At 64.6% G+C, this 25034-nt stretch carries 26 protein-coding genes and 1 tRNA gene; 10 read left to right on the plus strand and 17 right to left on the minus strand.

The genetic code is table 11. The annotated features are described in order from the left end of the window. The first annotated feature begins 78 nt into the window (after positions 1-78). Both dxs and ACXMDM_RS09620 read left to right on the plus strand, forming a co-directional pair. Positions 79-1989 (plus strand): 1-deoxy-D-xylulose-5-phosphate synthase, encoded by a 1911-nt coding sequence (gene dxs, locus ACXMDM_RS09615; protein WP_259723129.1) that lies wholly within the window; start codon positions 79-81, stop codon positions 1987-1989. Next, positions 1986-3200: an NAD(P)/FAD-dependent oxidoreductase gene (locus ACXMDM_RS09620; RefSeq protein ID WP_259723128.1), complete on the plus strand. Its 1215-nt coding sequence runs from the start codon at positions 1986-1988 to the stop codon at positions 3198-3200. Before dxs ends, ACXMDM_RS09620 begins: the two co-directional genes overlap by 4 nt. A 46-nt stretch (positions 3201-3246) precedes the next feature. Here ACXMDM_RS09620 and psaK read toward each other — a convergent pair whose 3' ends face one another. The 3 genes from psaK to ACXMDM_RS09635 are packed head-to-tail and all read right to left on the minus strand — an operon-like array spanning position 3247 to position 4233. Further along, positions 3247-3504, minus strand: a complete 258-nt coding sequence (gene psaK / locus ACXMDM_RS09625; RefSeq protein ID WP_071801550.1) for a photosystem I reaction center subunit PsaK — start codon at positions 3502-3504, stop codon at positions 3247-3249. A gap of 58 nt (positions 3505-3562) precedes the next feature. Continuing rightward, positions 3563-3937: a DUF3593 domain-containing protein gene (locus ACXMDM_RS09630; RefSeq protein WP_259723127.1), complete on the minus strand. Its 375-nt coding sequence runs from the start codon at positions 3935-3937 to the stop codon at positions 3563-3565. Beyond that, on the minus strand, positions 3934-4233 hold the full coding sequence (locus ACXMDM_RS09635; RefSeq protein ID WP_259723126.1) for a DUF2499 domain-containing protein: 300 nt from the start codon (positions 4231-4233) through the stop codon (positions 3934-3936). Before ACXMDM_RS09635 ends, ACXMDM_RS09630 begins: the two co-directional genes overlap by 4 nt. 117 nt (positions 4234-4350) lie before the next feature. Between ACXMDM_RS09635 and csaB the strand changes: the two genes are divergently transcribed. Continuing rightward, the gene (csaB, locus tag ACXMDM_RS09640) at positions 4351-5481 is read left to right on the plus strand and encodes a polysaccharide pyruvyl transferase CsaB (RefSeq protein WP_259723125.1); all 1131 of its coding nucleotides are present in this window, start codon (positions 4351-4353) and stop codon (positions 5479-5481) included. A 70-nt stretch (positions 5482-5551) separates the two neighbouring features. Here the strand turns inward: csaB and rpmB are convergent, their stop codons facing one another. The 8 genes from rpmB to ACXMDM_RS09680 all read right to left on the minus strand — a co-directional run bounded on the left by rpmB (position 5552) and on the right by ACXMDM_RS09680 (position 11956). Further along, positions 5552-5788 carry a 50S ribosomal protein L28 gene (gene rpmB / locus ACXMDM_RS09645; RefSeq protein ID WP_071801558.1) on the minus strand — a complete coding sequence of 79 codons (237 nt, stop codon included), beginning with the start codon at positions 5786-5788 and terminating at the stop codon, positions 5552-5554. Between the two features lie 112 nt (positions 5789-5900). Continuing rightward, on the minus strand, positions 5901-7757 hold the full coding sequence (gene htpG, locus ACXMDM_RS09650; RefSeq protein WP_259723124.1) for a molecular chaperone HtpG: 1857 nt from the start codon (positions 7755-7757) through the stop codon (positions 5901-5903). A gap of 100 nt (positions 7758-7857) precedes the next feature. Further along, positions 7858-8547 (minus strand): molybdopterin-dependent oxidoreductase, encoded by a 690-nt coding sequence (locus ACXMDM_RS09655; protein WP_259723123.1) that lies wholly within the window; start codon positions 8545-8547, stop codon positions 7858-7860. Next, positions 8544-9119, minus strand: coding sequence for a cytochrome b/b6 domain-containing protein (locus tag ACXMDM_RS09660; protein ID WP_259723122.1), 576 nt, complete (start codon positions 9117-9119; stop codon positions 8544-8546). The genes ACXMDM_RS09655 and ACXMDM_RS09660 overlap by 4 nt, the downstream gene beginning before the upstream one ends. Positions 9120-9158: 39 nt before the next feature. Beyond that, positions 9159-9380, minus strand: a complete 222-nt coding sequence (locus tag ACXMDM_RS09665) for a ferredoxin family protein (protein ID WP_259723121.1) — start codon at positions 9378-9380, stop codon at positions 9159-9161. A 51-nt stretch (positions 9381-9431) separates the two neighbouring features. Next, positions 9432-10607 (minus strand): ATP phosphoribosyltransferase regulatory subunit, encoded by a 1176-nt coding sequence (locus ACXMDM_RS09670; protein WP_259723120.1) that lies wholly within the window; start codon positions 10605-10607, stop codon positions 9432-9434. Between the two features lie 69 nt (positions 10608-10676). After that, positions 10677-11591, minus strand: a complete 915-nt coding sequence (locus tag ACXMDM_RS09675; RefSeq protein ID WP_071801563.1) for an inositol monophosphatase family protein — start codon at positions 11589-11591, stop codon at positions 10677-10679. Then, positions 11588-11956 (minus strand): 2Fe-2S iron-sulfur cluster-binding protein, encoded by a 369-nt coding sequence (locus ACXMDM_RS09680; RefSeq protein WP_071801564.1) that lies wholly within the window; start codon positions 11954-11956, stop codon positions 11588-11590. Before ACXMDM_RS09680 ends, ACXMDM_RS09675 begins: the two co-directional genes overlap by 4 nt. A gap of 62 nt (positions 11957-12018) precedes the next feature. On the opposite strand from ACXMDM_RS09680, the gene ACXMDM_RS09685 reads away from it, so the two are divergent. After that, positions 12019-12105: transfer RNA gene (locus tag ACXMDM_RS09685), tRNA-Ser, on the plus strand. 183 nt (positions 12106-12288) lie between these two features. On the opposite strand, the gene pstB is transcribed toward ACXMDM_RS09685, so the two are convergent. The 3 genes from pstB to pstC all read right to left on the minus strand — a co-directional run bounded on the left by pstB (position 12289) and on the right by pstC (position 15123). Continuing rightward, positions 12289-13101, minus strand: a complete 813-nt coding sequence (pstB, locus tag ACXMDM_RS09690; protein ID WP_083544558.1) for a phosphate ABC transporter ATP-binding protein PstB — start codon at positions 13099-13101, stop codon at positions 12289-12291. Positions 13102-13173: 72 nt separating this feature from the next. After that, entirely contained in the window at positions 13174-14067 is an 894-nt protein-coding gene (gene pstA, locus ACXMDM_RS09695; RefSeq protein ID WP_071801566.1) for a phosphate ABC transporter permease PstA, read from the minus strand. Between the two features lie 102 nt (positions 14068-14169). Next, complete coding sequence (pstC, locus tag ACXMDM_RS09700) at positions 14170-15123, minus strand: phosphate ABC transporter permease subunit PstC (protein ID WP_071801567.1); 954 nt, start codon at positions 15121-15123, stop codon at positions 14170-14172. A gap of 222 nt (positions 15124-15345) precedes the next feature. Between pstC and dnaK the strand changes: the two genes are divergently transcribed. Genes dnaK through murQ form a run of 4 tightly spaced genes read left to right on the plus strand, consistent with a single transcriptional unit; the run spans position 15346 to position 19829 of the window. After that, positions 15346-17382, plus strand: coding sequence for a molecular chaperone DnaK (dnaK, locus tag ACXMDM_RS09705; protein WP_083544559.1), 2037 nt, complete (start codon positions 15346-15348; stop codon positions 17380-17382). Positions 17383-17388: 6 nt separating this feature from the next. Further along, entirely contained in the window at positions 17389-18459 is a 1071-nt protein-coding gene (locus ACXMDM_RS09710; protein WP_259723119.1) for a DnaJ domain-containing protein, read from the plus strand. A 30-nt stretch (positions 18460-18489) separates the two neighbouring features. Then, positions 18490-18906, plus strand: coding sequence for a DUF3110 domain-containing protein (locus tag ACXMDM_RS09715; RefSeq protein WP_259723118.1), 417 nt, complete (start codon positions 18490-18492; stop codon positions 18904-18906). Beyond that, a complete protein-coding gene (gene murQ, locus ACXMDM_RS09720; protein WP_259723117.1) occupies positions 18903-19829 on the plus strand; it encodes an N-acetylmuramic acid 6-phosphate etherase in 927 nt (308 codons plus the stop codon). The genes ACXMDM_RS09715 and murQ overlap by 4 nt, the downstream gene beginning before the upstream one ends. A gap of 35 nt (positions 19830-19864) precedes the next feature. Here the strand turns inward: murQ and mtnP are convergent, their stop codons facing one another. Next, complete coding sequence (gene mtnP / locus ACXMDM_RS09725) at positions 19865-20803, minus strand: S-methyl-5'-thioadenosine phosphorylase (RefSeq protein WP_259723116.1); 939 nt, start codon at positions 20801-20803, stop codon at positions 19865-19867. A gap of 173 nt (positions 20804-20976) precedes the next feature. Here mtnP and ACXMDM_RS09730 point away from each other — a divergent pair, with 173 nt between their 5' ends. Then, on the plus strand, positions 20977-21435 hold the full coding sequence (locus ACXMDM_RS09730) for a peptidylprolyl isomerase (RefSeq protein WP_071801571.1): 459 nt from the start codon (positions 20977-20979) through the stop codon (positions 21433-21435). A gap of 37 nt (positions 21436-21472) precedes the next feature. Here the strand turns inward: ACXMDM_RS09730 and ribBA are convergent, their stop codons facing one another. Beyond that, entirely contained in the window at positions 21473-23047 is a 1575-nt protein-coding gene (ribBA, locus tag ACXMDM_RS09735) for a bifunctional 3,4-dihydroxy-2-butanone-4-phosphate synthase/GTP cyclohydrolase II (protein WP_499570399.1), read from the minus strand. A gap of 247 nt (positions 23048-23294) precedes the next feature. Between ribBA and argC the strand changes: the two genes are divergently transcribed. Further along, a complete protein-coding gene (gene argC / locus ACXMDM_RS09740; protein WP_071801572.1) occupies positions 23295-24371 on the plus strand; it encodes an N-acetyl-gamma-glutamyl-phosphate reductase in 1077 nt (358 codons plus the stop codon). Here the strand turns inward: argC and purN are convergent. Beyond that, entirely contained in the window at positions 24362-24928 is a 567-nt protein-coding gene (gene purN, locus ACXMDM_RS09745) for a phosphoribosylglycinamide formyltransferase (protein WP_233830771.1), read from the minus strand. The genes argC and purN overlap by 10 nt on opposite strands. Between the last annotated feature and the right edge of the window lie 106 nt (positions 24929-25034).

Below are 25034 nucleotides of genomic sequence, written 5' to 3' on the forward strand. Positions count from 1 at the left end.
CCGCTTCAGGAAAGGTGACCAGGAGACCCGACCCCTGAAGGCAACCCGTAGATTGACTGTTACAGAACAGGGCGGGGCATGCATCTCAGTGAGCTGAGCCATCCCAATCAACTGCACGGGTTGAGCATTGGCGAACTCGAAGCCCTTGCCAGGCAGATTCGGGAGAAACACCTGGAGGTGGTCTCCACCAGCGGTGGTCACCTCGGCCCGGGCCTGGGGGTGGTGGAACTCACCCTGGCCCTCTACCAGACCCTCGATCTTGACATCGACCGGGTGGCTTGGGATGTGGGCCATCAGGCCTATCCCCACAAGCTGATCACGGGCCGCTACAGCCAGTTCCACACCCTGCGCCAGCAGGGCGGGGTGGCGGGCTACCTGAAACGCGCCGAGAGCCGCTTCGACCATTTCGGCGCTGGTCATGCCTCCACCAGCATTTCGGCGGCCCTGGGCATGGCCCTGGCTCGTGACCGCCGCGGCGAAGACTTCAAATGCGTGGCCGTGATCGGCGATGGCGCCCTCACCGGTGGCATGGCCCTCGAGGCGATTAACCATGCCGGCCACCTGCCCAGGACCCGGCTGCTGGTGGTGCTCAACGACAACGACATGTCGATCTCACCGCCGGTGGGCGCCCTCTCCACTTACCTCAACCGCATGCGGCTGAGCCCGCCGTTGCAGTTCCTCTCCGGCAGTGCTGAGGAGGCGGTGAAGAATCTGCCTTTCCTGCACGGCGAGCTGCCGACTGAGCTCAAAACGCTCAAAGAGAGCATGAAGCGGCTGGCGGTGCCCAAGGTGGGCGCTGTCTTTGAAGAACTCGGCTTCACCTACATGGGCCCGGTCGATGGCCACGACATCGCCGAGATGGTGCGCACCTTCCAGGCGGCCCACCGCTGCGAGGGGCCGGTACTGGTTCATGTGGCCACCACCAAGGGCAAGGGCTACCCCTACGCCGAGGCCGACCAAGTGGGCTATCACGCCCAGTCGGCGTTCGATCTCAAAACGGGCAAGGCCTTCCCCTCAAGCAAGCCGAAGCCTCCGAGCTACAGCAAGGTGTTCGGCCAGACCCTGGTGAAGCTCTGCGAGCACGACCCCACGGTGGTCGGGATCACGGCCGCGATGGCCACCGGCACCGGCCTCGACCTACTCGAGAAGGCGCTGCCCAGCCAGTACTTCGACGTCGGGATCGCCGAGCAACATGCCGTGACGATGGCGGCCGGCATGGCCACCGCCGGCCTCAAGCCGGTGGTGGCGATCTACAGCACCTTCCTGCAACGGGCCTTCGACCAGCTGATTCACGATGTGGGCATCCAGAAGCTGCCTGTCACCTTCGTGCTCGATCGCGCTGGCATCGTCGGCGCCGATGGCCCCACCCACCAGGGTCAGTACGACATCAGCTACCTGCGGGCCGTTCCCAACTTCACGGTGATGGCCCCCAAGGATGAGGCGGAACTGCAACGCATGCTGGTCACGTCAATTCACCACAACGGCCCCTGCGCGCTGCGCATTCCCCGCGGGGAAGGCGAGGGCGTGCCCCTGGCCGAAGAAGGCTGGGAGCCGCTGGAGATCGGCCGCGGTGAGCAGCTGGCCGATGGCGATGACCTGCTGATCGTCGCCTACGGCGCCATGGTGGCCCCGGCCATGGCCACCGCCGGACTGCTCCAGGAAGACGGCGTGCGGGCGGCGGTCGTCAATGCCCGCTTCCTGCGCCCGCTTGATCAAGACCTGATCCTGCCGCTGGCCCGGCGCATCGGCCGCGTGGTCACCATGGAAGAAGGGGCCTTGCCCGGCGGTTTCGGTGCCGCGGTGGTGGAAAGCCTCAACGACAACGAGTTGTTGGTGCCTGTCTTGCGGATCGGCATTCCCGACCGGCTGGTGGATCACGCCAGCCCTGACCAGAGCAAACAGGCCCTCGGGCTCACCCCGCCCCAGATGGCGGAGCGCATCTGTCAGCGTTTCGGCCTTGCCCTCAAGCGCCAGCCGTTGGCGGTTTGAGCCCAGTTGGGCAACTCCGCTGCCAGGTGCTGGTGGTGGGCTGTGGCCCGGCCGGTGGCGAGCTGGCCAGGGGGCTGGCCAGACATCAGGTGGATGTGCTGCTTGTCGACAGGCTGCCGGATCTGCGCCGGGCTGCCTTCAGCAGTGCCGCCATGCCGATCGGGGCCATCGAGCAGTTCGGCTTGCCAGCTGAACTGGTGGCCAGTCGCTGGAACGGCTGGCAGCTGCATGGCCCGGCTGGCGGCCGTTGGCGCTGGCAGGCCGAGCGGCCCTTGGGGGTCGTGCTCGATTTCGGGGCGCTGCGCCAGTGGTTGGCGGCGGAATGTGTGGGCTGGGGTGGGTCGCTGCGCCTGGCTACCCAGGCCCTGGCCTGCGGGCCTGATCAGGAGAGGATGGTTACCAAGCTGCGTCAGGCCGATGGCCGCAGCCTGGAGGTGACCAGCGACTGGGTGGTGGATGCCAGCGGTCAGCAGCGGTCGTTGATCGGTGAACCGGCGCCTGAAGCCGACCCTCTGGTCTGCGGACTCGGGGCCGAATGGTTGATTGAAATACCTCTGAGCACCTGGCAGCACTGGTCGGAGCGGCTGAGCTTCTTCCTTGGCAGCGACTGGATGCCCCAGGGGTATGGCTGGGTGTTCCCGATGGAGCCAGGGCGCCTGAAGCTGGGGGTCTGCCGGCTGGAGGGCGAGAAGCCAGGGTCTCGGCCGGGAGCCTCAGCGCTAGGGCCCTGGATGGAGAGGCTGCTGCAGCGCTGCGGCCTCGAGGAGGCTCGCGTGATCGATCGCCATGGCGGCCGAATCCGCAGCAGCGTCGGGCGCCGGGATCGCCATCGCCGCGGTCGGCTGTTGGCCTTAGGCGATGGCATCAGCACCGCCAACCTGCTGGGCGGCGAGGGCATCCGCCACGCCATGACCAGTGGCCGCCTGCTGGTGGATCCGCTGCGGCAGGCCCTGGCTGGTTCGCCGGCCCGGCTGAACGGCTATCCGGCGCGCTTGCGCCAGGAACTGGGCTGGCGTTGGGGATTGAGTGGCCGACTGGCCCGCCGCACTTGGCTGGGCCTGGTGGACCAGAGGGCCGACCGGCGGCTGGAGCGACTGCTGCGGGGGCTCCAGCAAACAAGCAGGGCAGAGGATCTCTCCGCCCTGCTGTTCGACTATCGCTTTGAGCGCTATGGCCTCAAAGCCTTGCCCTACCTGCTGGGCTGGCGCTGAGCGCTGCGCCGTTGAAGGCGTTCCCGATCAAGGCGTTCGTCGTACTTCAGAGCACGCCGCGCGAAGCGAGGCCTTGGATCACGCCGATGCCGAAGATGTGCCCGAGGCTGGTGGTGCCGAGTACGGCCCCAATCCCGAAACCTCCGAAGAATTGGGGGTTGGGCATGGCCGGCCCTGCTGAGGGGACGTTGATGGTGGCCTTGCCGATTGCGATCGCAACGACGTTGCAGACGATCATCACCAGGGCCACCTTGGGGGACCAGGTGAATGAAGCGGGGGCCATGGCCAAGAGCGGAGCGAGCATCGCGGAGCAGTGAGTGTCGGCCCATCTTCCGGGGGAATCGGGCGGCGGTCACGGCCGCTTAAGACTTGTTCATCGGAGTGCTCGCCTGCGCTGTTGTCGGCTTCGCTGCCTTGCCGACGCCACTGAACCCCAGCAGGATCATCAGGTTGCCGATCGTCAACAACGATTCGGCGCCGCCGTGCAGGGCGTCCACATCAGCCAGCTGCTGCCCGAAGCGCTGTTCAGCGACCACGGCGGCCACGATCGTCACGGCCACGAACACCAAGGTGAACTGGAACCCCCGCAGGGCCAGCGGTGGCATTCGCCCGCTGCGCCCCGCCCAGCGCAGGAAAGCCAGGTAGGGAAGCAGCGAGATCACGAACAAAGGGCCAGGATCAATCGCTGCTAAGGATTCCAGCAAGGCGATACCCTGTCCATCTGGAAGCACGCTCATGGCTGGGGCTCGGCGGGCAGCAGGTTCCAGGCGGCGGCGGCGAGGGCCACATTGCCCATCAAGGTGGTGAAGGCCTGCAGCACCACCAGGCCCTTGAGGGCATCGGGATTGTCGAACAGGTGCCAGGTGCAGGCCGCCATGGCGCTGACCAGCGCCGGCAGCATGGCCAGGGCGATCCAGCGCCATTGCGGCTCATCCCGCCTCTCCCCCCAGAAGGTGATCGCCATGATCGCCAGAGCCCACTCCAGCACCGAGGCGATGTGGATCCACCAGGTGGGCAGGGACAGGGCATGCATGTCGCCCGCCGTCGAAGAATCCGTAATGTACGGAGCCTTGAACTGGGGCCGTGGTGCCCCAGCCGCCAGAAAAGCCGCCAGAAGAGCTGCCAGAGAGCCGGAAGGCAAGCGGATGCGATGCTGCGCCCTCCCACTTCCACACCCAGCCTGGTGGACCCGTCCCCTGCCGATCCGACGAGGGCTGCATCAGCCGCGGCTGATCCCAGGGTGTTGCTTTGCGGCTACTACGGCGAGCACAACCTCGGCGATGACGCCCTGTTGGAGGCCCTGTTAGGCCAGCTCCCGGCTGGAATCGTGCCGGTTGTCACCGCATTCGACCAGGCTGAGATCGAGCGCTGCTTCGCACTGGAAACCACCCAGCGGCGCCAGTTGCCGGCGGTGCTGGCAACCCTGGGCTCCTGCCGGGCCTTGGTGCTCGGCGGCGGCAGCCTGCTCCAGGACTCCACCAGCTTCCGCAGCCTGCTGTATTACGCCGCCTTGATCCTGGCGGCCCGCTTGAAACGCAAACCCGTTCTGCTCTGGGGCCAGGGGTTGGGCCCCCTGAGCAGGCGTCGCAGCCGCCTGTTGGTCCGCTCTTTGTTGCCCTTGGTTCAGGCGATCAGCTGGCGCGACGCCGCCTCAGCGCAGCTGGCCTCAAGCTGGGGCCTCCAAGGAGACGTGGCTGCAGACCCTGTCTGGTCGCTGCCGGCCCAGGTGTGGCAGGGGGCTGGTGGGCCGATTGTGCTCTGCTGGCGACCCAGCGTTCTACTGGAGGGCCGCCAGTGGAGCCCGCTGCTGGAGGCTGTGGATGGCTTGGCGGCAGGGTGCAAGCGGCAGGTGATCTGGTTGCCCTTCCACCGCGATCAAGACTGCGGCCTGCTCTGCCGCCTGGCAGCTGAGGGCCTCGTGCCCGAACGGCTGCTGCAGCGCAGCGAAGAGTGCCAGATCGATCACCCTGCTGCTGCTTCAGACCTGTTCAGTGGGGCTGGGCTCGTGGTGGCGATGCGCCTGCATGGCCTGATCCTGGCCGCGCTCGCCGGCGCCCCCTGCGTGGCGCTCAGTTACGACCCGAAGGTGGCTGCCGCAGCCGGTGCAATCGACTGCCCCTGCCAGGATCTTGACCAGGCTGTAACGGCCAAAGACTTGCGGATGAGCTGGGAGCAGCAACTGGACCAGCCGTCATTACCAAACAAAATCGCTGAATTGCGAGCCAGTACCGCCATTCACGCAAAGCTCCTGAATCGCTGGCTAAAACCAGAACTGTTGTGAAGCTGTATTAGAACCAACAGCACCCAAAACTAATCAGGTGCTGTTGGATCGTGGATGACTGCAACTCAAATCAGATTTTGGACAGGTCGATGCCCAGCTCGCGGGCATAGGCCCCGAGACCTTTTTTCTGAATGGTGCGCAGCGTGCTGGTGGCGACGCGCAGCTTCAACCAACGCTTGCCTTCAGCCCACCAAAGGCGGCGCTCCTGAAGGTTCACCTGCTGGAGTTTCTTGGTGCGCACGTGGGAATGGCTGACGGCCATGCCGTTGTTGGCGCGCTTGCCGGTGAGTTGACAAACCCGGGACATGACAATCAATTCAGACACGACAACTGGGCACAAGCCCAACCAACACCTTATCAAAGGGTGGTGGATCTCTTGCTGGAGTGCCCGAAAGGTCCGGCAAGAGATCCTGCGGCGATCAGAAGCCCCGTTGCATCAGCCGCCCCATCAGATCGGCGCTGCGCTGCTGGAAGCCAGCCAGCTCCTGGGGTTCCAGACCGCCCACGGAGAGACGGGCCATCTCATAGATATGGCGGGTGAGCTCGTCAGCAAGCTGGCGCGTGGGTGAGGTGCCGCCGCCGGTGATCACGGCTCCGGACGAGAGCTTGAGCACCCCTTCAACGAGCGGGTGCCGGCGGTTGATCAGCAGCACGTGATGGTCGGGCAGGCCAGGCAACCGTTGCTCCATCAGGGCTCCCATGTCGTTGAGGCGGCGCATCTGCTCGGGCAACAGGATTAGGGCCGCAGGGGCGCTTTCACCCTTGAGTGCCTGCACCTGCAGGGTCACCTTGTCGTTGGCCAGGGCTTCTTTGAACAGGCTGCGCAGTTGCTCGGAACTGTCCTTGCCCTCGGCGTCGGTGATGCCGCTGTCTTCCTCCTGCAGGCTCTCGTCAAGTTCGGCATCGACGCGCCGGAAGGTGAGGTCCTCATGGCGCGCTTCGAGCCAAGGGATGAACTGGGCGTCAATGAGTGAATCGGCCAGCAGCACTTCGGCCCCCTGCCCCTTCCACAGCGCCAGGGGTCCGGCCTGGCCGGCCTCATCGGTGCAGTAGAGCACCCGTTTGTCGTTGTCTGCCGGCAGGCGGCTGCGGTAATCGGCCAGGGTGGTGAAGGCCGACTCCGCGGTGGTGCCGAACAACACCAGATCCGCTACCTGTTCGGCGAACTTCTCGTCTTCCATGGCGCCGATCTTGATGAACGGCGCAATCCCCTCCCAGATTTCGTTGTAACGCTCGGGCTCGTCGCGATGCAGCTGCTTGAGGCGATCGCCCACCTTCTTGGCCACGAAGCCACCGATCGAGCGAACACGCCGGTCGGTCTGCAGGGCGCTGCGGCTCACGTTCAGAGGGATGTCGGGTGAATCAATCACGCCGCGCAAGGGCAGCAGGTAGCGGGGCACCACTTCCTTGATCGAATCGCTGACAAACACCTGGTTGCAGTATAGCCGGATCTCGCCTTTCTCCCAATCACCACGACCGGTGAGCTTCGGGAAATAGAGAATGCCCTGCAGGTTGTAGGGGTAATCGGTGCTGAGGTGAACCCAGAGCAGCGGATCGCCTTGAAAGGGGTAAAGATAGCGATAGAGCTCGATGTAGTCCTTGTCGTTGAGATCACGGGCGCTCTGGCGCCAGGGAGCCTGACGCTTGTTAACCGTTTCGCCTTCCAGCTGCACCTCCACCGGCAAGAAGTCGCAGTAAGTGGTGATCAATGCCCTGATCCTTGCGGGCTCGATGTATTCGAGTTCCTCTTCCTGCATGTGCAGGATGATGTCAGTTCCCGGGGCGTCGCGCTCGCCTTCTTCGAGGCTGAAATTGGGAGAGCCATCACAGCTCCAGCGCACCGCCTCCCCTTCTGGGCGAGCGCTCAGCGAAACCAGTTCCACCTTGGCGGCAACCATGAAGCTGGAGTAGAAACCAAGGCCGAAATGGCCGATGATCGCATCATCTTCCCGTTTGTATTTCTCAAGAAATTCTTCGGCGCTGGAGAAGGCCACCTGGTTGATGTAGCGCTTCACTTCATCGCGCGACATGCCAATGCCGTTGTCACTGATGGTGACAGTTTTGTTCTCCCGGTCGATGCGGATCTGGATCTTGCCTTCTTCGCCCTCGCTGCAATCACCGGCCATCGCTGCCATACGGCGCTTGCTGATCGCATCAACGCCATTGCTGACCAACTCCCGCAGGAACACCTCATGGCCTGAATAGACGGCCTTCTTGATGATCGGGAAAATGTTCTCGGTGTGGATCTGAATCTGGCCCTGTTCCAGCACCGTCATGGGATCGAAGAAAAAAGATTCAGCAAGGAGACCTTAGGAAAGGGGCGCCGGGCCCATCAAGCCCGGCCAGGGAGGGGTGACCGAACCCTTAACCCGTCCACTAGAGCCCGGCGAACCACTCGTAGCCCTTGTCTTCCCAGGTGCCGCGGCGGGGCTCCAGGCTGGCAATCACCTCAAGGCGGGTGACCCACTTGCTGAGCTTGTAGCCGAGCTTGATCGGCGTGGCCAGGCGCACAGGGGCTCCGTTCACCACCGGCAGCGGTGCCCCGTTCATGCCCGTGGCCAGCAGGGTCTGGGGGTGCAGGGCCGTGGCGATGTCCCAGGTGGAGAAGTACTGGTCGGCTGAATCAATCGCCAGATAGCCGCCCAGGCTGGAGATTCCCGCCAGGCTGAGCACATCGGCCAGGCGCACCCCCGACCAGGCCACGATTGCCGCCCAGCCCTCCACGCAGACATGGCGGATGACGAAATCGTGCTGGGGCAACGCCGCCAGATCGGCCAGGCTCAAGTTCAGCGGCTGGCTCACCAGTCCATCGACCCGCAACCGGTAACGCAGCGGGTCCAGGCGGGGAACTCCGTTGAAGCTATTGACCAGAAGGGCGTCTGGATCGACCTGATCACGGCGGAATTCCGGCACCGGATTCCGGCTCTGCATCAAGGCCTCGATGCGTTCATTCAGTGGTTGGGTGGCGTTGCCCACCGCTTCGCTGAGGCCATTCAAGGCGCAGCTGCCCAGCAGCAGCGAGGAGCCGCCGCTGACGCCAAGACCCAGCCATTGGCGCCGCTTCACAGAAACATCCCGCGCAGCAGGCGCAGGCCACCAACCCGCCAGGAGAGAACCGCATGGCTGATCGCGAGCAGGAGCATGGCGGGGATCGTGGCCAGATGGCTGACGCGCAGGGTCTGCCAGCTGCTGATGCCGAAGGGTTCGGCGAAGTTGAACAAACCGGACAACCACCAGAACTGGGCCGGCTTGTACATGGCCAGGCCGGTGATCAGGCTGAAGCCAAGCACCGCCAGCATCAGGCTGTACACCAGACGATGGGCCGAGAGCCGCCGTTTCTGGCGGTTTTCACTGGCGCGCAGCCGCTCGAGATCGCCCGCATCGGCCAGGCGCCGCCGGCGTTGGTCGAAGAGCAGGACGATCCAGACCGCGAGATTGGCGGCGTAGAGGCCCATCAAGCCGAAGTGCCAGTCCCGGCCCCCTGCCAGCCAGGCCCCCAGGGTGAACAGCTCCGGCACGGTGGCACCCTCGCGGCCGCCGAACACCGGATTGGCGTTGTAGATCTGCAGGCCGCTGGCGGCCATCAGCAGCAACACGGCCAGATCAAGGGCATGCAGGGCCTTGGTCCAGCCAGGCATTCCCCGGATAGGTGGCGGCTTTCGGGCCGTGGCCATCGTTCAGCGTCGCTGCAGGTCGGGGCGCTCTTCAGCCAGGATCGCTCCTTCCACCGGGCAGACCTGCAGGCAGATGCCGCAATCGATGCAGGTGTCGAAGTCGATCCAGTAGAAGCTGGTTCCCTTGCTGTTGGCCCCCTCGCCGGGGTGAATGCAGGCCACCGGGCAGGCATCGACGCAGTCAGACACGCCCTCGCAGACGTTAGTGACGATGGTGTGGGCCATGGCGCGGGCTGGGCGTGATTCGCCCGATCCTAGAAATGTCTGGCCGCAGGCTCAGCCGAGCCAGTCGAGGCCGCTGCTGCCCCTGGCGCTGGCGATGGCCTCGGCCTCCGGCTTGTCCAAGCAGGGATCGGGAAGCAATTCGGCGGGCTGGCCCAGCCGATGCAGGGCCTCCAGCCTCTCGAAAGCTGCCGCCAGGCCGCCCTCTTGGGCGTAGGCCACCAGGTGTGAACCCTGGTGTGAGGAGGACGGGTTGGCCGGATCGATCAGGTCGCGGATTTCCTCGATGCGGAAGCCGAATCCCACCCCGGCTGCCTCGGCTGGATCAGGGCAGAAGCGCTCCACCAGGGCGTCGTAACGGCCACCGCTGGCAATTTCCACCGGCGCCTCCTCGCCCTGGCAGACGAGCTTGAAGACGATTCCGTCGTAGTAGTTGAACTGGGGCTGGAAGCTGGGGTCGAGCTGAATCCCCACTCCGAGGCGCTCGGCCACTGGCGCGACGATTTCCAGGGTGGTGGCCAGCTCCGCGAGCAGGGGAGTCGGGCCCAATTGCCGCTGCAGCTCCGGCAGCACCCGCGCCGGCTGGCCCCGCAGCTGCAGCAGCTCCTGCAGTTGGTGCACGTCGCCTGGCGGCAGCTCCAGGGCGCCGATGGCCAGGGGGTTGAAATCGGTGAGGGCCTGCCGGCAGGCGTGGCGCTGCTCCGCCGGCACCCGATCGAGCAAGGCCCCGAGCACGCCGTGGTGACCCACCAGCAACAGCGGCCGGTGGCTGGCCTTGAGTCCCAGGGTTTCGGTGCAGGCCAGCAGCAGGCGCATCAGCTCGGCATCGGCGGCGGCCGAGCGCACCCCGAGCAACTCCACGCCGCTCTGCAGCCGTTCGCTGATGCGCTGGCCGCCGCCGTCGCCGGTGAAGGTGCGAAAAATCGAGCCCTCAGCCCACAGCCGCAGAGGCCGTGGCCTGGAGGCCAGGCGGGTGGAGGCGGCACGCACGATCGGGGCCGTCAGCTCTGGCCGCAACCCCAGCGGTTCCTCCGACGCCAATCGCAGCACATCGTTCTGAGGCTTGCTGCGCAGCAGCTGGAGCGTGTCGAGATGTTCAATCGCCGGCGGGGCCACTTCCTGATAGCCCCAGAGCCGATAGATCGTGGCCAGTTGGGCGCAGAGGCGGCGGTTGCGATCCACCTGGCCGGGATTGAGATCCCTGGCACCGGCGGCGGGTTGCAAGGCCATGGGGAACGGCAGGCGGCAGATGGTGGTCTTGGGGCGATCCTATGGAAAGGCTCGCTTCAGGCCACCTCGTCAGGCTTCCGCCTCAGGGCCAGGGATGCCGTAGCAGGCGCCAGGCAAGGGGCGGCATTGGGCCAGTCCAGCCATCAGGGGTTGGTGAAGCCCGGGAGCCGAAGCGATCAGCCGCCCTTCGCTGAGCTGCAGGGGCGATCCGTCGTAGCGGCTCACCACCCCGCCGGCCTGCTCAACGAGCACCACACCGGCGGCGATGTCCCAGCTCGAGAGCCCGCGTTCCCAGTAGCCATCGAGCCGGCCGGCGGCCACGAAGGCCAGATCCACCGCCGCTGAGCCGCCACGCCGGACGCCACGGGTGCGGTGGGTGAACCAGCAGAACTCGGCGTAGTTGGTGTCGGGCTGGCTCTGGCGGTCGTAGGCGAAGCCGGTGACCAGCAGCGACGCGGCCAGATCGCTGCAGCCGCTCACCTGAAGGCGCTGGTCGTTGCACCAGGCACCCAGACCGGGGGCCGCCCAGTAGCACTGGCGCAGGGCCGGCGCCTCGATGGCACCCAGCAGCGGCAACCCCCGCCAGGTGAGGCCCACCGAGGTGGCGAAGAAGGGGTAGGAGTGGGCGTAATTGGTGGTGCCATCGAGGGGATCGACGCACCATTCCAGCGCGGCCTCGCTGGGGTGGCGGCCGCTTTCCTCGGCCAGCACACCGAGCTCGGGCGTTTGGGCCGAGAGCACCTCCAGCACCGCCGCCTCGGCAGCCAGATCTGCTTCTGTGACCAGATCTCCAGCGCGGCCTTTCTCGCGGATCTGCTCAAGATGGCCATAGAACTGCTGCAGTACGGCAGCTCCGGCGGCGGCGGCGGAACGGGCTACACCACTGAGTCGTTCGATCTCAGTTGGAGCCAGCCCCGAGGCGGCCAAGGCCTGATCGGACAAGGCCTGATGGCCGCTGCCCGCCTCCAAAGGTCTGCTGCTCATTCTTCTTCGATCGGTAGACCGGGGCGGACCTTACCCCGCCCGAAAAAGCGACCGAACTGAAGCTCGTAGACCTCGTCTTCGTCCTGGGTTTCCACCTGCAGCGGTTCGGTGGCCCTGGCGACGCATAACAAGCCATAGCCCCGGGCCCGCAGCTCGTGGGAGAGGCCAAGAGATTCACCTTGGTCGATGCGGCCTTCAATCACCCGCACGGCGCAGGTGGTGCAGCACCCATTTCGGCAGCTGAATGGCAGCGGTTCTCCCTGTTGCTCGAAGCTCGCGAGGATGTAGTCGCCCTCGGGCACGTCCAATGCAATCACCCGGTTCTGCTGGCGCCAGTAGACCGTGATCGGAATCAGTTTTCGCATAGCGGCGGCGAGAACGTCAGAAGGCTGACTGCTACATTGCCACGTGGCCTTGGTCTGCGAATGGAGAGGTGGCCGAGTGGTCGATGGCGCAGCACTGGAAATGCTGTATAGGGGCAACTCTATCGAGGGTTCGAATCCCTCCCTCTCCGTAGTTCATCCAAAAAGCCGGCCATTAGGCCGGCTTTTTCTTGGGCTCTAAAAAAGCAAGAAGTCCCTACAAGTGGATGGCAAGAGTTTGAAATTGTGGCCATAGATTGTGGCCATAGATTGTGGCCATAGATTGTGGCCATAGATTGTGGCCATAGAATAAACATCCCCAAGCAACGACGAGTTCAGCCGAAGCGGCCGGTGACGTAGTCCTGGGTGGCTTGTTGGAGCGGTGAATTGAAGATTCTTTCGGTTTCGTCAAACTCGACGAGATATCCCACTTTGCCCGTACCACCTTCGACGGCCTCGGCATTGAAGAAAGCCGTTTGATCAGACACCCGCACCGCCTGCTGCATGTTGTGGGTCACGATCACGATCGAGAAGGTTTTCTTGAGTTCGTGCATCAATTCTTCGATCTTCAGTGTGGAGATCGGATCAAGAGCCGAACACGGTTCATCCATCAGAATCACCTCCGGTTCGATCGCAATCGCCCGGGCGATGCAGAGCCGTTGCTGCTGGCCGCCGGAGAGGGAGTTGCCGCTTTCCTTGAGTTTGTCCTTGGTTTCATCCCAGATGAAGGCCTTGCGCAGCGAACTCTCCACCAACTCATCCATGTCGCCCGTGAAGCCGTTGATGCGGGCACCGAAGGCGATGTTTTCGTAGATCGATTTCGGGAAAGGATTCGGCTGCTGGAACACCATACCGATCCGACGCCTCACCTCAACGGGATCCACCTCCGGGGCGTAGATGTCCTGGCCATCAAAGATCACCCGGCCCTTGAGAGTGCAGCCCTCGATCAGGTCGTTCATCCGGTTGAGCCCGCGCAGCACGGTGGACTTGCCACAACCCGAAGGTCCGATGAAGGCCGTCACCTTGCCGCGGGGAATTTCAAGATAGACATCACGAACGGCCTCGAAACTGCCGTAGCTGATCGTGACTTTCTCCAGGGACAGGCAGCTCTGGTTCGTGATGGCTGGTGTCTTGCGGGGCATCGTCATGGTCATGGTGAGAGGGCCGGGAAACGGCGGAGGAAGGATGGATGGAGCAGATGACGCTGAGATTGGTGGGGCTCACATGCTTGCAAAACGGCGCAGCCAGCGGGCCAGGAGGTTGGCTCCCAGGATCAGAACCACCAGCACGAACGAGGCTGCCCAGGCGAGTTCGTTCTGGGCATCGAATGGCATGATCGCAAAATTATAAATTAATACCGACATCGTGGCGATCGGATTGAAGACCCCTTCAGGCCAGAAGGGTGAAAACAGTGCGGTGAAAATGAGGGGTGCTGTTTCACCGGCTGCACGCGCAATCCCCAGCACCACACCGGTGGCAATCGGTGTGAAGGCGCTGGGAAGGGTGATGCGCGTGATCGTCACGAACTTGGAAGCTCCCACTCCGATCGCCCCCATGCTGAGCGCTTTGGGCACCAGCCTGAGACCCTCGTCTGTGGTTTTGATCACGGTGGGCAACATCAGGATCGCCAAGGCCATGCCCCCTGCGGCAGCCGTGTACGACTGACCAAAGAACACCCGGGTCGCCACGATTGCCCCATACACAAAGACGCCGCAGATGATCGACGGCACCCCGGCGAGGATGTCGTTACCCAGGCGGATGAACTGGGCGAAAGGCCCGCTTTTGGAATATTCGGCCAGAAAAATGCCACCACCAACCCCAACTGGAATGGCAATCAGGGACGCCACCAAGGTGACCACGAACGTGCCGATGAGGGCGTTGCCGATCCCTCCTCCATCAAGACCGGGAGCCGGCGGTAGTTGGGTGAACAGATTGATGCTGATCAGCCGCCCCCCCTGCAGAATCACGTAGATGAGGACAAGGAACAGTGGCAGCACCGCGATCAAGCTGAAGCCACCAGCAATCGTGGTGAACAGTCGATCAAGCCGGTTGCGTCTCAGCGACGGATTCAAGCACAGGGATGAATGCTTGATGGCTGGGGTCAGGGTCGTCATCGAGATTCAGGATCTGGAGTTCGGGTTCTGTGGGTATGGATTTCTGAATAAGTATGATTCAGAACCAATTGAAATAATTAATCCGAGCTGAAGGTTGAACGACTAATAGCGGAGGCTGAGCTTTTTGACAATCCACTGCGCCAGAATATTCACCGTGAAGGTGAGCAGCATCAGAATCAAGGCTGCATAGAGAAGGGCTGACACCTGAATGCCGCTGGATTCGCCAAATTGGTTGGCCAGCATGGCTGAGATCGTGTTGCCCGGTGCCAACAATGACCAGCTGAAATTCGTGGAGTTGCCGATGATCATGGTCACGGCCATGGTTTCCCCCATGGCACGGCCGAGGGCCAGCATGACCCCTCCAATGATGGCTGAAATCGCGGCGGGCAGAATCACATTGAAGATGGCAATCCAGCGGGTGCTGCCAACGCCGTAAGCCCCTTGCCGTAGGGCCGTGGGCACCTGGTTGAGGGCGTCGCGGGAAATGGCCGTGATGATCGGCAGAATCATCACCACCAGGATCAGAATCGCTGGGGCCATCCCCGGACCCTTTGGTGTGGTGCTGAACAGTGGGAACCAGCCCAGGGAGGCATGGAGAAAGTTGAGAAAGGGCCGAAGGATGGGCTCCATCACAAAGATGGCCCAAAGGCCAAGCACCACTGAGGGGATCGCAGCCAACAATTCCACCATCACCCCGATGATGTCGCGCCAGCGGGTTGGGATCAGATTTTCGGTGATGAAAATTGCCGTGCCAACTCCCAGCGGAACCGCAATCAGCAGCGCCAACAACGACGACACCAAAGTCCCGTAGATCGCCGTGAAGGCCCCGTACTCACCGGTGACCGGGTTCCAGCTGGAGGTGGTCAGAAATGTCAGCCCGAAGGCCTTGATCGCGTCTTGGGCGCCTTGGAACACAACAAGAAAGATCCCCACCAGAACGATGGCGACGGTGGAGGCAAGCAGAATGGTGAGACTGCGAAAGCCACTGTCAATCCAGCGTTCTGAGGGCGGGCGACGCCTTAATTTGAAGCGATCCACAGGTGGCTCCGGTCTCATCGCAGGAGCAGGGAAAAAGTACGCATCGTCAAAAGTTCAACACCTGAACTAGCGAAAATCTAGAACTGACCCCCCGCTTCCATCCACTAAGAACGCGTTAATCCCCCAGTCTCCGCCTGATCCCCTCGGCCCTCGGCCGGCTGGAGGTGCGGGCGGCTCTGGCCGCTCCCCTCGGCCACAGGCCTGAAGAGCCGGTAGTTTGGGTCTTCGATTTGGGGGTCCATGGGGCGCATCGTTGGCATCGACTTGGGCACCACCAATTCGGTGGTGGCTGTGCTGGAGGGTGGCAGGCCTCAGGTCATCGCCAATGCTGAAGGCAGCCGCACCACTCCTTCGGTGGTCGGTTACAGCCGGGAGCAGGAGCTGCTGGTTGGACAGCTGGCCCGGCGCCAGCTGGTGCTGAACCCCCGCAACAGCTTCGCCAATCTCAAGCGGTTCCTTGGTCGCAGCTGGGATGAGCTTGAGGAGAGCAGCCTCGCTGTTCCTTACACGATCCGGGCCAACGACCAGGGCAATGTGCGCGTGATCTGCCCCGTCACGGAACGGGAATATGCCCCCGAAGAACTGCTGGCCAGCATCCTGCGCAAGCTGGTTGACGATGCCGCCACCTACCTCGGCGAGCCTGTGGAGGCGGCGGTGATCACCGTTCCCGCCTATTTCAACGATGCCCAGCGCCAGGCGACCAGGGATGCCGGTCGCCTGGCGGGGCTTTCCGTGGAGCGCATCCTCAATGAACCCACCGCCGCGGCGCTGGCCTACGGCTTCGATCGCAGTGCCGTGAAGCGGGTGCTGGTTTTCGATCTTGGCGGTGGCACCTTCGACGTTTCGGTGCTGCGTATCGCCAACGGTGTGTTCGATGTCAAAGCCACCAGCGGTGACACCCAGCTGGGTGGTAACGACTGGGATCGCCGCATCGTCGATTGGCTCGCTGAAAATTTCGAGCAGACCCATGCCATCGACCTTCGCCGCGATCGTCAGGCCCTGCAACGCCTCAACGAAGCGGCTGAAAAAGCCAAACAGGAGCTCTCCGGTGTTCAGAGCACCCCGGTGTCGTTGCCTTTCATTGCCACCGGCCCTGAGGGACCGCTTCACATCGAATGCAGCCTGGAGCGCCGTCGCTTTGAGTCCCTTTGCCCCGATCTGCTCGATCGCTTGCTCAGGCCCGTGCAGCGCGCCCTGCGGGATGCGGAACTGACGGCTGAAGAGATCGACGATGTGGTGTTGGTGGGCGGCGGCACCCGCATGCCGATGGTTCAGGAGATGGTCCGGACGCTGATCCCGAGGGAGCCCTGCCAGTCGGTCAATCCCGATGAGGTGGTGGCGATTGGTGCCGCCGTTCAGGCCGGCATCCTCACCGGAGAGCTCCGGGACCTGATGCTCAACGATGTGTCGCCTTTGTCTTTGGGCCTCGAAACGATCGGCGGGGTGATGAAGGTTCTGATTCCTCGCAACACGCCGATTCCTGTTCGTAAATCCGACGTGTTCAGCACCTCGGAGGCGAACCAGTCAGCGGTGGAACTGCATGTGCTGCAGGGTGAGCGGCAGATGGCGCCGGACAACAAGTCGCTGGGACGGTTCCGCCTCTCGGGGATCCCACCGGCACCGCGGGGGGTGCCGCAGGTGCAGGTCTCGTTCGACATCGATGCCAACGGCTTGCTGCAGGTCTCGGCCACGGATCGAACCACCGGCCGTCAGCAGAGCGTCTCGATTCAGGGCGGCTCCAACCTCAGTGAGGAAGAGATCAGCCGCTTGCTTGAGGAGGCCACCCTCAAGGCGGCCGAGGATCGCCGCAAGCGCTCCGAGGTGGATCGCATCAACCGGGCCCAGACCCTGGTGGCCCAGGCCGAGCGTCGGTTGCGGGACGCGGCCCTGGAACTGGGCCCCTATGGAGCGGAGCGCCAACAGCGGGCGGTGGAGCTTGCCCTGCGTGATGTGCAGGCCCTGCTCAGCGAAGACGATCCGGTGGAATTGGACCTGGCGGTCAGCCAGCTGCAGGAGGCCCTCTATGGCCTCAACCGTCGCCTTGTGACGGAGCGCAAATCCGAATCGGGGCCTCTTCAGGGCATCAAGAACACCCTTGGTTCGCTCAAGGATGATCTCTTCTCCGACGACGACTGGGATGACTGGGACCGGCCCGATGGCCGCAGGCGTAGTGGCCGTGACCCCTGGGAAGAGCCGGTGATGAGCCGGGGTGGGTACCAACCACCCCGCTATGAGCGCGGCGGTGGCGCCAATCGGGATCCCTGGGCTGAGGACTGACCCTCCGTGACCCGCAGCGCATCGCCTCCGCTCGAAACCGACTACTGGCAGGTTCTCGCCCTGTCCCCCGGCGCTGATGCCGCCAGCTTGAAGCGTGCCTTCCGCCAGCAGGCCCGCCGCTGGCATCCCGATCTCAATGGCAACGATCCCGTTGCCGAAGAGCGCTTCAAGTTGGTCAATGAGGCCTATGCGGTGCTCGGTGATCCGAAGCGACGGGCAGCCTGGGAAGCCGGCCTCGATCCGCTGGCCGCCCGCAACGCCGCCACTGATCCCTTTGCGGCAGGCTTCCCCGCTTTCGAGGACTACCTGGATGCTCTGTTTGGCCGTCGCCGCCGGTCAGAAGAGACGGCTGACTCTGAGCCCTTCGCCGGCGAGTCTGACGACGGCTCCGGAGACGGCTCAGCAGACAGTTTTGGAGGCGGTTTTGAGGATGGTTTAGGTGATGATTTTCGCGATGATCCAGGCGGCGCTTCTGGCCCCACCAGCGATTCGCAGTGGCAGCCGGATCCGCCTTCGGGAGGGGTCACCCACGCTCCACCGCCGCCGCCGCCTGTCCAGGCTGCAGCCGATCTGGAAACGATGGTTGAGCTCACGCCGGAGCAGGCCCTGGAGGGAACCCGACTGGAATTGGAGTTGCCCGGTGGCACCGCGGTGGAATGCTGGACCCCGCCGATGGCCGGTGATGGCTGGCGACTGCGCCTCGCCGGCGTAGCCCCAGGTGGCGGCGATCACTTTCTGCAGCTGCGGGTGCGCACCGCAGACGGCCTGCGCGTCGAGGGTCTACGGGTGTCGTTCCAGCTTGAGTTGTCTCCTCCGGAGGCGGCCCTTGGCTGCCTTGTCGTGGTGCCGACCCTGCAGGGGCGCGTCCAGTTGCGGGTACCGCCCGGCTCGTCGAGCGGCCGATTGCTGCGGCTGCGTGGCCGTGGCCTGGCGCGTGGGGAGAAGCGGGGTGACCAGTTGGTGGAAGTGCGGATCATGGTTCCCGAGCAACTCAATGAAGCGGAAGAAGCCCTCTACCGCCGCTTGGAGCAGCTCGCAATGCAGAGCCGGGAGGAACTGGGGGGCGGCGATCGATGAGACACTGGCGCGGCGGCAATGTTTCGGTCGATGGCTGTTCATGTTCTGCTTTTTGATGCCGGTACCGAAAATGAAGGCATCCACTCCCTTGAGCTGAACGGCCACACCGTGGTGCTGCTGTTCGAAGAACTCGATGATGCGGAGCGCTATGCCGGGCTGCTGGAGGCCCAGGATTTTCCGGTGCCCAGCGTCGAGGCTCTTGATCGCGAGGAGATGGAGCTGTTTTGTGTTCAGGCTGGCTACGAGGCCCGCTTTGTTCCCGCCGGCTTCCTGCCCCAGTCGCCCGAGGAGCGCCTGTTGATTGCTCCCCCTGAGCGCAACATGGATGTGAGCGGCTGGAAGGAGGGCCAACCTCAGGGTGACGCCGGAGGTGATGGCGACGGCGATGGGCCAGCGGAGAATGATGCGGTCGAGGCGTTCCGCCGCCGTCTGGAGGGGCTCCTATGACCTGCGCCGATCGCGGCAACCTGCTCACCGAGCAAGCGAATCCGGCCAGTGCCAGCCTGGATCAACTCAGCGTGCTCGAGCTCGTTCAACTGTTTTGCGAGGAAGACCTCCAACCGCAGCAGGCGGTGGCGGCGGCCGCCCCTGAGCTGGCCGCCGCCATCGCGGCCATCGGCGCTCGCCTTGAAGGCGGCGGCCGCCTCTTCTATCTCGGCGCTGGAACCTCAGGCCGGCTCGGCGTGCTGGATGCGGCGGAATGTCCGCCCACCTTCTGCACCCCCCCTGAGCTGGTTCAAGGCGTGCTCGCCGGTGGAGCTCCGGCCCTGCTGCGCAGCTCCGAAGGCCTGGAAGACCGCTTCGAGGCCGGAGCCAACGACCTGATCGCACGCGGGTTCGGCCCCGCCGATGCTCTCGTCGGTATTGCCGCCGGCGGCACCACCCCCTACGTGCTGGGTGGTCTCCGCCATGCCGGCAGCATCGGAGCGTTGGCGATCGCGATGAGTTGTGTGCCGCCGGCCCAGGCGCCCATGCCCTGCGCCATCGACATTCGCCTGCTCACGGGGCCAGAGCTGCTGACTGGCTCGACCCGGCTGAAGGCCGGCACCGCCACCAAGATGGCCCTCAACATTCTCTCCACCGGGGTGATGGTTCAGCTCGGCAAGGCCTACGGGAACCGGATGGTGGATGTGGCGGTCACCAACACCAAGCTCGAAGACCGTGCCCTGCGCATCCTCTCGGACCTCGCCGGAGTGGACAGGAGTCAAGGCGCTGCCTTACTGGCTGCCGCTGGAGGGTCAGTCAAGACGGCCCTGCTGATGGCCGCCATGGGCGGATCGGCCGATGACGCCCGCAAGGCTCTGGTGACAGCGAGCGGCAGACTCCGCCCTGCCCTCGAGCTGGCAGGCGCCTCCCTTCCACCCCGCTAAGCCGGCCGATCGCTGACCCTTGCGGCGATCCCTGATCAGTTTGTGGCGTTGCCGTTGAACGGGCCCCAGTAGGGGCTGGTGAGCAGGTCGAGGCGCTCACGGGTGTGGCCTGGCACCTGCTCCTTGGGCGTCATCAGGGCACTGCGCAGGGCCGTGTGGCTGCTGCTCGACGGCCTTTGAACAGCAATCCGCTCGGCAGCCATCGCCACGATCTGTTGGGCCAACGCGGCGTTGGCGCGGAGATTATCGAGCACCAGATCCACCGTCACCGAGGCGTGTTCGGCGTGCCAGCAGTCGTAGTCGGTGACCATGGCGAGGGTGGCGTAGGCCATCTCGGCTTCCCGGGCCAGGCGGGCCTCGCTGTGGTTGGTCATGCCGATCACCGAGCAACCCCAGCTGCGGTAGAGGTTGGATTCGGCCCGGGTCGAGAAGGCCGGCCCCTCCATGCAGAGATAGGTGCCGCTGCGGTGCAGCTGGCGCCCCGGTGGCATCAGGCTCTCGGCCACATCGCCCAGCAGGCGGCAGAGTGTGGGACAGAAGGGATCGGCGATGCCGACGTGCGCCACGGCCCCCTGGCCGAAGAAGCTGATCGGGCGCTGATGGGTGCGATCGATGAATTGATCGGGCACCAGCATGTCGAGCGGGCGTAACGGCTCCTGCAGCGAGCCCACGGCGGAGCAGGAGAGAATCCAGCGCACCCCGAGGGAGCGCAGCGCCCAGAGGTTGGCCCGGTAGGGCACTTCGCTGGGGGAATAGCTGTGGTGGCGGCCGTGGCGGGCCAGGAACACCACCTCCAGGTCGCCGATCCTGCCAAGTCGCAAGCGGTCGGAGGGCGCGCCGAAGGGTGTCTTGATCTCCAGCTCCTCGATCGCTTCGAGCCCTTCCATGGCGTAGAGGCCGCTGCCGCCGAGCACGCCGAGGCGGGCCTTGGCCAGATCCAGGCCGGCCTTGACGGAAGTGGTGGAGCTGCTCATCGGCTGGGAGAAAAAAGAGGAGGGGAGCGGGAAGACGCCGCAGATTCAAGGCGCTGGCGGGGCGAGGCCCCAGGTTCAAGAACCAGGTTCGTGGCCTGTTCTAAGCGAGGCTGGCGAGGGGTGGACGGGGGTGTCGATGGGGGGTCGATACAGTCGGATTTTGCTGAACCAGCGTGACCCGAGCCTTCATGGAGACCGATGCAGTCACCGCCCAGGGTCCTGTCACTGTGGAAATCGAGCTGTTCGAGGCCGATGCACCCAAGACTGTGGCCAATTTTGTGAAACTGGTTGAGTCCGGTTTCTACGACGGACTGGCTTTCCACCGGGTGATCGACGGTTTCATGGCCCAGGGTGGTTGCCCCAACACCCGCGCCGGTGCGGGCGGCGCGCCCGGAACCGGTGGCCCCGGTTACAAGATTGACTGCGAAATCAACAGCCGCAAGCACCAGGCCGGCAGCTTGTCGATGGCCCATGCCGGTAAAAACACCGGCGGTAGCCAGTTCTTCCTCTGCCATGACGCCCAGCCCCACCTCGATGGGGTTCACACCGTTTTCGGTCAGGTCGCCGATGTGGCCGGGGTGCTGGCGATCAAGAAGGGCACCAAGATCAACAAGGTGACGATTCAGGCCTGACCCGTTGGCCCTGCCTGGGCTGTCAGAGCGATCGCTGTCACAGCCAGTGCAGAAATCCCCCGGGGCCCGGGGGCAACTGGGGGCTGCGTTGCCGCAGCTCCAGCAGCGGGCGCTGCTCCGGCTCCAAGGTGGCGCTGGGGTGACCGCTGCGCTGGCTGTCGGGGGTGAGCAGCAGGCTGACCCCCATGGTGCCCGGCCACGCGGCCATCTGGGCCAGCACGGCCGTCAGGTCGGCTTCGGCCAGCCCATGGGCTGTGGTGGGCGAGAGCAGGATGGCGATCTCCGGTTGCTGCAGCAGGGCCAGCAGCCGGGGATGCTCCTCCAGCTTGAGGTCGAGATGGTGCTGCAGGGCCCACTGACGCAGGCTCGGCCAGTGCTCCGCCATCGCCCGCTCCGGCTGCACCCCATTGCCGCGCCAGGCCACCACGGCGCTTGGCCCTTTGGCTTCATTGGCCGGGGTCTGCAGAAAATGGCCCAGCTTCAGACGCTTGGTGGCCAAATAGGAGGCGTTGTACTGGCCGGGATCCATCATCAGCGGCACCCGATCTTCCACCTGGAGGCCATAGCCGCCCAGCCCGGCGATCTTGCGCGGGTTGTTGGTGATCAGCCGCAGTCGCCGCACCCCCAGATCGCTGAGGATCTGGGCGCCGACGCCGTAATTGCGCAGATCTGCCGCAAAGCCGAGCCGCTCGTTGGCTTCCACCGTGTCGAGGCCGCCGTCCTGGAGGCTGTAGGCCTTGAGCTTGTTGATCAGGCCGATGCCTCGCCCTTCCTGGCGCAGATACACCACAACCCCCTCGCCGGCCGCTTCGATCATGCGCAGGGCCGCTTCGAGCTGGGGACGGCAGTCACAGCGGAGCGAGCCGAAGGCATCGCCGGTGAGGCATTCGGAGTGCACCCGCACCAACACCGGGCCGGTGGCCTGGCCGGGGTTTCCCTTCACAATCGCCACGTGCTCGCTGCCATCGAGTTCGTTGCGATAGCCGATCGCCTGGAAGCTGCCGAAGGCACTCGGCATCTGGGCTTCGGCGTGGCGGCGGACAAACCGCTCGGTGTCCAGCCGGTAGCTGATCAGATCAGCAATGCTCAGCAGCCGCAGGCCGTGCCGCTCGGCGTAGCTGGCCAGCTGGGGGAGGCGCGCCATCGATCCATCCACGTTCTGGATCTCGCAGATCACCCCGGCTGGATAGAGCCCCGAGAGCCGGGAGAGATCCACGGCGGCCTCCGTGTGGCCGGCTCGTTTGAGCACGCCGCCTTCCCGGGCCCGCAGCGGAAAGATGTGGCCCGGACGGCGCAGATCCTGGGGTTGGCTGCGGGGATGGATTGCCACCTGGATCGTGCGGGCCCGATCTTCAGCGGAGATGCCGGTGCTGACCCCGTTCTCAGGTCCGGCATCCACGCTGACGGTGAAGGCGGTCTGGTTGCTGTCGGTGTTGCGATCCACCATCAGTGGCAGCTCAAGCGCATCGAGCCGCTCGCCCTCCATCGCCAGGCAGATCAGGCCCCGGGCTTCGGTGGCCATGAAGTTGATCTGCTCGGGGGTGGCGAACTGGCCGGCGCAGATCAGGTCTCCTTCGTTTTCCCGGTTTTCATCGTCGACCACCACCACCATCTCGCCATTGCGGATGGCGGCGAGGCCGTCGGCCACGCAATCGAAGCGAATCCGCTGATCGAGTGCAGCGCTGGAACTGGCGGGGCTTCCGGGCATGCCGGAGAGGGGGTCAGAGTAGAGGGCCGGGGCTGGGCTCAGCTTGGATCTGGGGGTCAGGGCGGTTCGGGCCAGGGCTGGCGCGGTGTTCTTTCCTTTATAGGGCCGTTGAGGATGGCCCCGGTACGATCTGCCCTTCCGAGGCACCGGCATGTCCAGATCCGTCGCAGCCCAGCGGGTGGGGGTGATCGGTGCCAGCGGCTACGGTGGCCTGCAGACCCTGCGCCTTCTTCAGGGTCATCCCCACCTGGAGGTCACCTTTCTCGGCGGTGAGCGCAGCGCCGGCAAACGCTGGAGTGAACTCGCACCTTTCCTGCCGCTTCCAGGCGACCCGCTGGTGTCAGCCCCCACCCCCGATGCGATCGCAGCGGCCGCCGATTTCGTCGTGCTCAGCCTGCCGAGTGGGTTGGCCTCCACGCTCGTGCCCGGCCTCCTGGAGCGGGGGGTCCGGGTGGTCGATCTCTCCGCCGACTACCGCTACCGTTCCCTGGCGCTATGGCAGGCGGTCTACAGCAGCGAGGCGGTGCAATTCCCCCGCGTTGATGGAGCCCTCTGCGAGGAAGCCGTCTATGGCTTGCCGGAATGGGAGGAGGCGAGGCTTGGTCAGGCCCGTCTGGTGGCTGCGCCCGGTTGTTTCCCAACCGCTGGTTTGTTGCCGCTGCTGCCCTTCTTGCAGCAGGGTCTGATTGAAACGAAGGGCATCATCATCGATGCCAAAACCGGTTGCTCCGGAGGAGGCCGCGCCGCCAAGGAACATCTACTGCTGGCTGAAGCCAGTGAGGCGGTGGTGCCCTACGGCGTGGTGGGGCACCGCCACACCAGTGAGATCGAGCAGGCCGCCAGCCTGGCGGTTGGCCAGCCGATCCAGCTCCAGTTCACGCCCCACCTGATGCCGATGGTGCGCGGCCTGTTGGCCACGGTCTATGGGCGCCTGCGCGATCCCGGCCTGACCGCCGAGGATTGCACCACCTTGCTCAGGGCGGCCTATCGCAACAGCCCCTGCGTGGAGGTGTTGCCGGTCGGCACCTATCCCTCCACCAAATGGGTGCGGCAAACCAATCGGGCGCTGCTGTCGGTGCAGGTGGACAAGCGCACCGGTCAGCTGATTCTGCTCTGTGCCATCGACAACCTGGTCAAGGGCCAGGCGGGCCAGGGGGTGCAGTGCCTCAACCTGATGGCCGGCCTGCCGGCGGAAACCGGCCTGCCGCTGCTGCCCTTTTATCCCTGAGCCTGTTTCCAGCGCTGAGCAGCCAGGGCGACGGCCAGCGGCAGGAGCCGATGTTCCTGGCGCTGGATGCGCTCCGCCAGGCTGCTGTGGCTGTCACCGTCCAGCACCGGCACAGCGGCCTGGGCCAGGATCGCTCCGCCATCGACCACCTCACTAACCAAGTGGGCGGTGCAGCCCGTCAGGGTCACCCCTGCCGCCAGGGCCTGGCCGACGGCGTCTTGCCCGCGGAAGCTGGGCAGCAGCGACGGGTGAATGTTCAAAAGCCTGGCTGGGAAGGCTTCGATCAGCCTGGGGGTGACGATCCGCATCCAGCCCGCCATCACCACCAGGTCGATACGGGCTGCGGCGAAGGCCTCGATCAGGGCCTGATCGAGATCCTGCCGCTGGCGATACAGGCGGTGATCCAAGCTGACGCAGTCCACAGCAAGCCGCTCGGCCCGCCGCTGGGCGCCACAGCCCGGGTTGTTGACCACCAGCAGCTCAACCGACGCGTTCAGCGGTCCGTGCCGGCAGCTGGATACCAGCGCTTCGAAATTGGATCCATGGCCTGAGGCCATCACCCCCAGCCTCAGAAGGGGATGATCCAGTGGCCACGGCTGTGGCTGTGGCCATGGCTGTGGCAATGGCCACTGGATGGAATCTTGCCCCTCGCTAGGGTTTGGC

Source organism: Synechococcus sp. CS-603 (assembly GCF_977929215.1).

Excerpts from the sequence above, each read along its gene's own strand:
- rpmB (WP_071801558.1), bottom strand. The coding sequence starts at position 5,788 with ATGTCCCGGGTTTGTCAACTCACCGGCAAGCGCGCCAACAACGGCATG.
- ACXMDM_RS09630 (WP_259723127.1), bottom strand. The coding sequence starts at position 3,937 with ATGAGCGTGCTTCCAGATGGACAGGGTATCGCCTTGCTGGAATCCTTA.
- dxs (WP_259723129.1), top strand. The coding sequence starts at position 79 with ATGCATCTCAGTGAGCTGAGCCATCCCAATCAACTGCACGGGTTGAGC.
- psaK (WP_071801550.1), bottom strand. The coding sequence starts at position 3,504 with ATGCTCGCTCCGCTCTTGGCCATGGCCCCCGCTTCATTCACCTGGTCC.
- purN (WP_233830771.1), bottom strand. The coding sequence starts at position 24,928 with ATGGCCTCAGGCCATGGATCCAATTTCGAAGCGCTGGTATCCAGCTGC.
- pstA (WP_071801566.1), bottom strand. The coding sequence starts at position 14,067 with ATGACGACCCTGACCCCAGCCATCAAGCATTCATCCCTGTGCTTGAAT.
- ACXMDM_RS09680 (WP_071801564.1), bottom strand. The coding sequence starts at position 11,956 with ATGCGAAAACTGATTCCGATCACGGTCTACTGGCGCCAGCAGAACCGG.
- ACXMDM_RS09635 (WP_259723126.1), bottom strand. The coding sequence starts at position 4,233 with ATGCATGCCCTGTCCCTGCCCACCTGGTGGATCCACATCGCCTCGGTG.
- argC (WP_071801572.1), top strand. The coding sequence starts at position 23,295 with ATGTCCAGATCCGTCGCAGCCCAGCGGGTGGGGGTGATCGGTGCCAGC.
- ribBA (WP_499570399.1), bottom strand. The coding sequence starts at position 23,047 with ATGGTGGTGGTGGTCGACGATGAAAACCGGGAAAACGAAGGAGACCTG.
- htpG (WP_259723124.1), bottom strand. The coding sequence starts at position 7,757 with ATGACGGTGCTGGAACAGGGCCAGATTCAGATCCACACCGAGAACATT.
- ACXMDM_RS09670 (WP_259723120.1), bottom strand. The coding sequence starts at position 10,607 with ATGGCCTTGCAACCCGCCGCCGGTGCCAGGGATCTCAATCCCGGCCAG.
- dnaK (WP_083544559.1), top strand. The coding sequence starts at position 15,346 with ATGGGGCGCATCGTTGGCATCGACTTGGGCACCACCAATTCGGTGGTG.
- ACXMDM_RS09665 (WP_259723121.1), bottom strand. The coding sequence starts at position 9,380 with ATGGCCCACACCATCGTCACTAACGTCTGCGAGGGCGTGTCTGACTGC.
- ACXMDM_RS09715 (WP_259723118.1), top strand. The coding sequence starts at position 18,490 with ATGGCTGTTCATGTTCTGCTTTTTGATGCCGGTACCGAAAATGAAGGC.
- csaB (WP_259723125.1), top strand. The coding sequence starts at position 4,351 with ATGCTGCGCCCTCCCACTTCCACACCCAGCCTGGTGGACCCGTCCCCT.
- ACXMDM_RS09660 (WP_259723122.1), bottom strand. The coding sequence starts at position 9,119 with ATGCCTGGCTGGACCAAGGCCCTGCATGCCCTTGATCTGGCCGTGTTG.
- mtnP (WP_259723116.1), bottom strand. The coding sequence starts at position 20,803 with ATGAGCAGCTCCACCACTTCCGTCAAGGCCGGCCTGGATCTGGCCAAG.
- murQ (WP_259723117.1), top strand. The coding sequence starts at position 18,903 with ATGACCTGCGCCGATCGCGGCAACCTGCTCACCGAGCAAGCGAATCCG.
- pstC (WP_071801567.1), bottom strand. The coding sequence starts at position 15,123 with ATGAGACCGGAGCCACCTGTGGATCGCTTCAAATTAAGGCGTCGCCCG.
- ACXMDM_RS09675 (WP_071801563.1), bottom strand. The coding sequence starts at position 11,591 with ATGAGCAGCAGACCTTTGGAGGCGGGCAGCGGCCATCAGGCCTTGTCC.
- pstB (WP_083544558.1), bottom strand. The coding sequence starts at position 13,101 with ATGACGATGCCCCGCAAGACACCAGCCATCACGAACCAGAGCTGCCTG.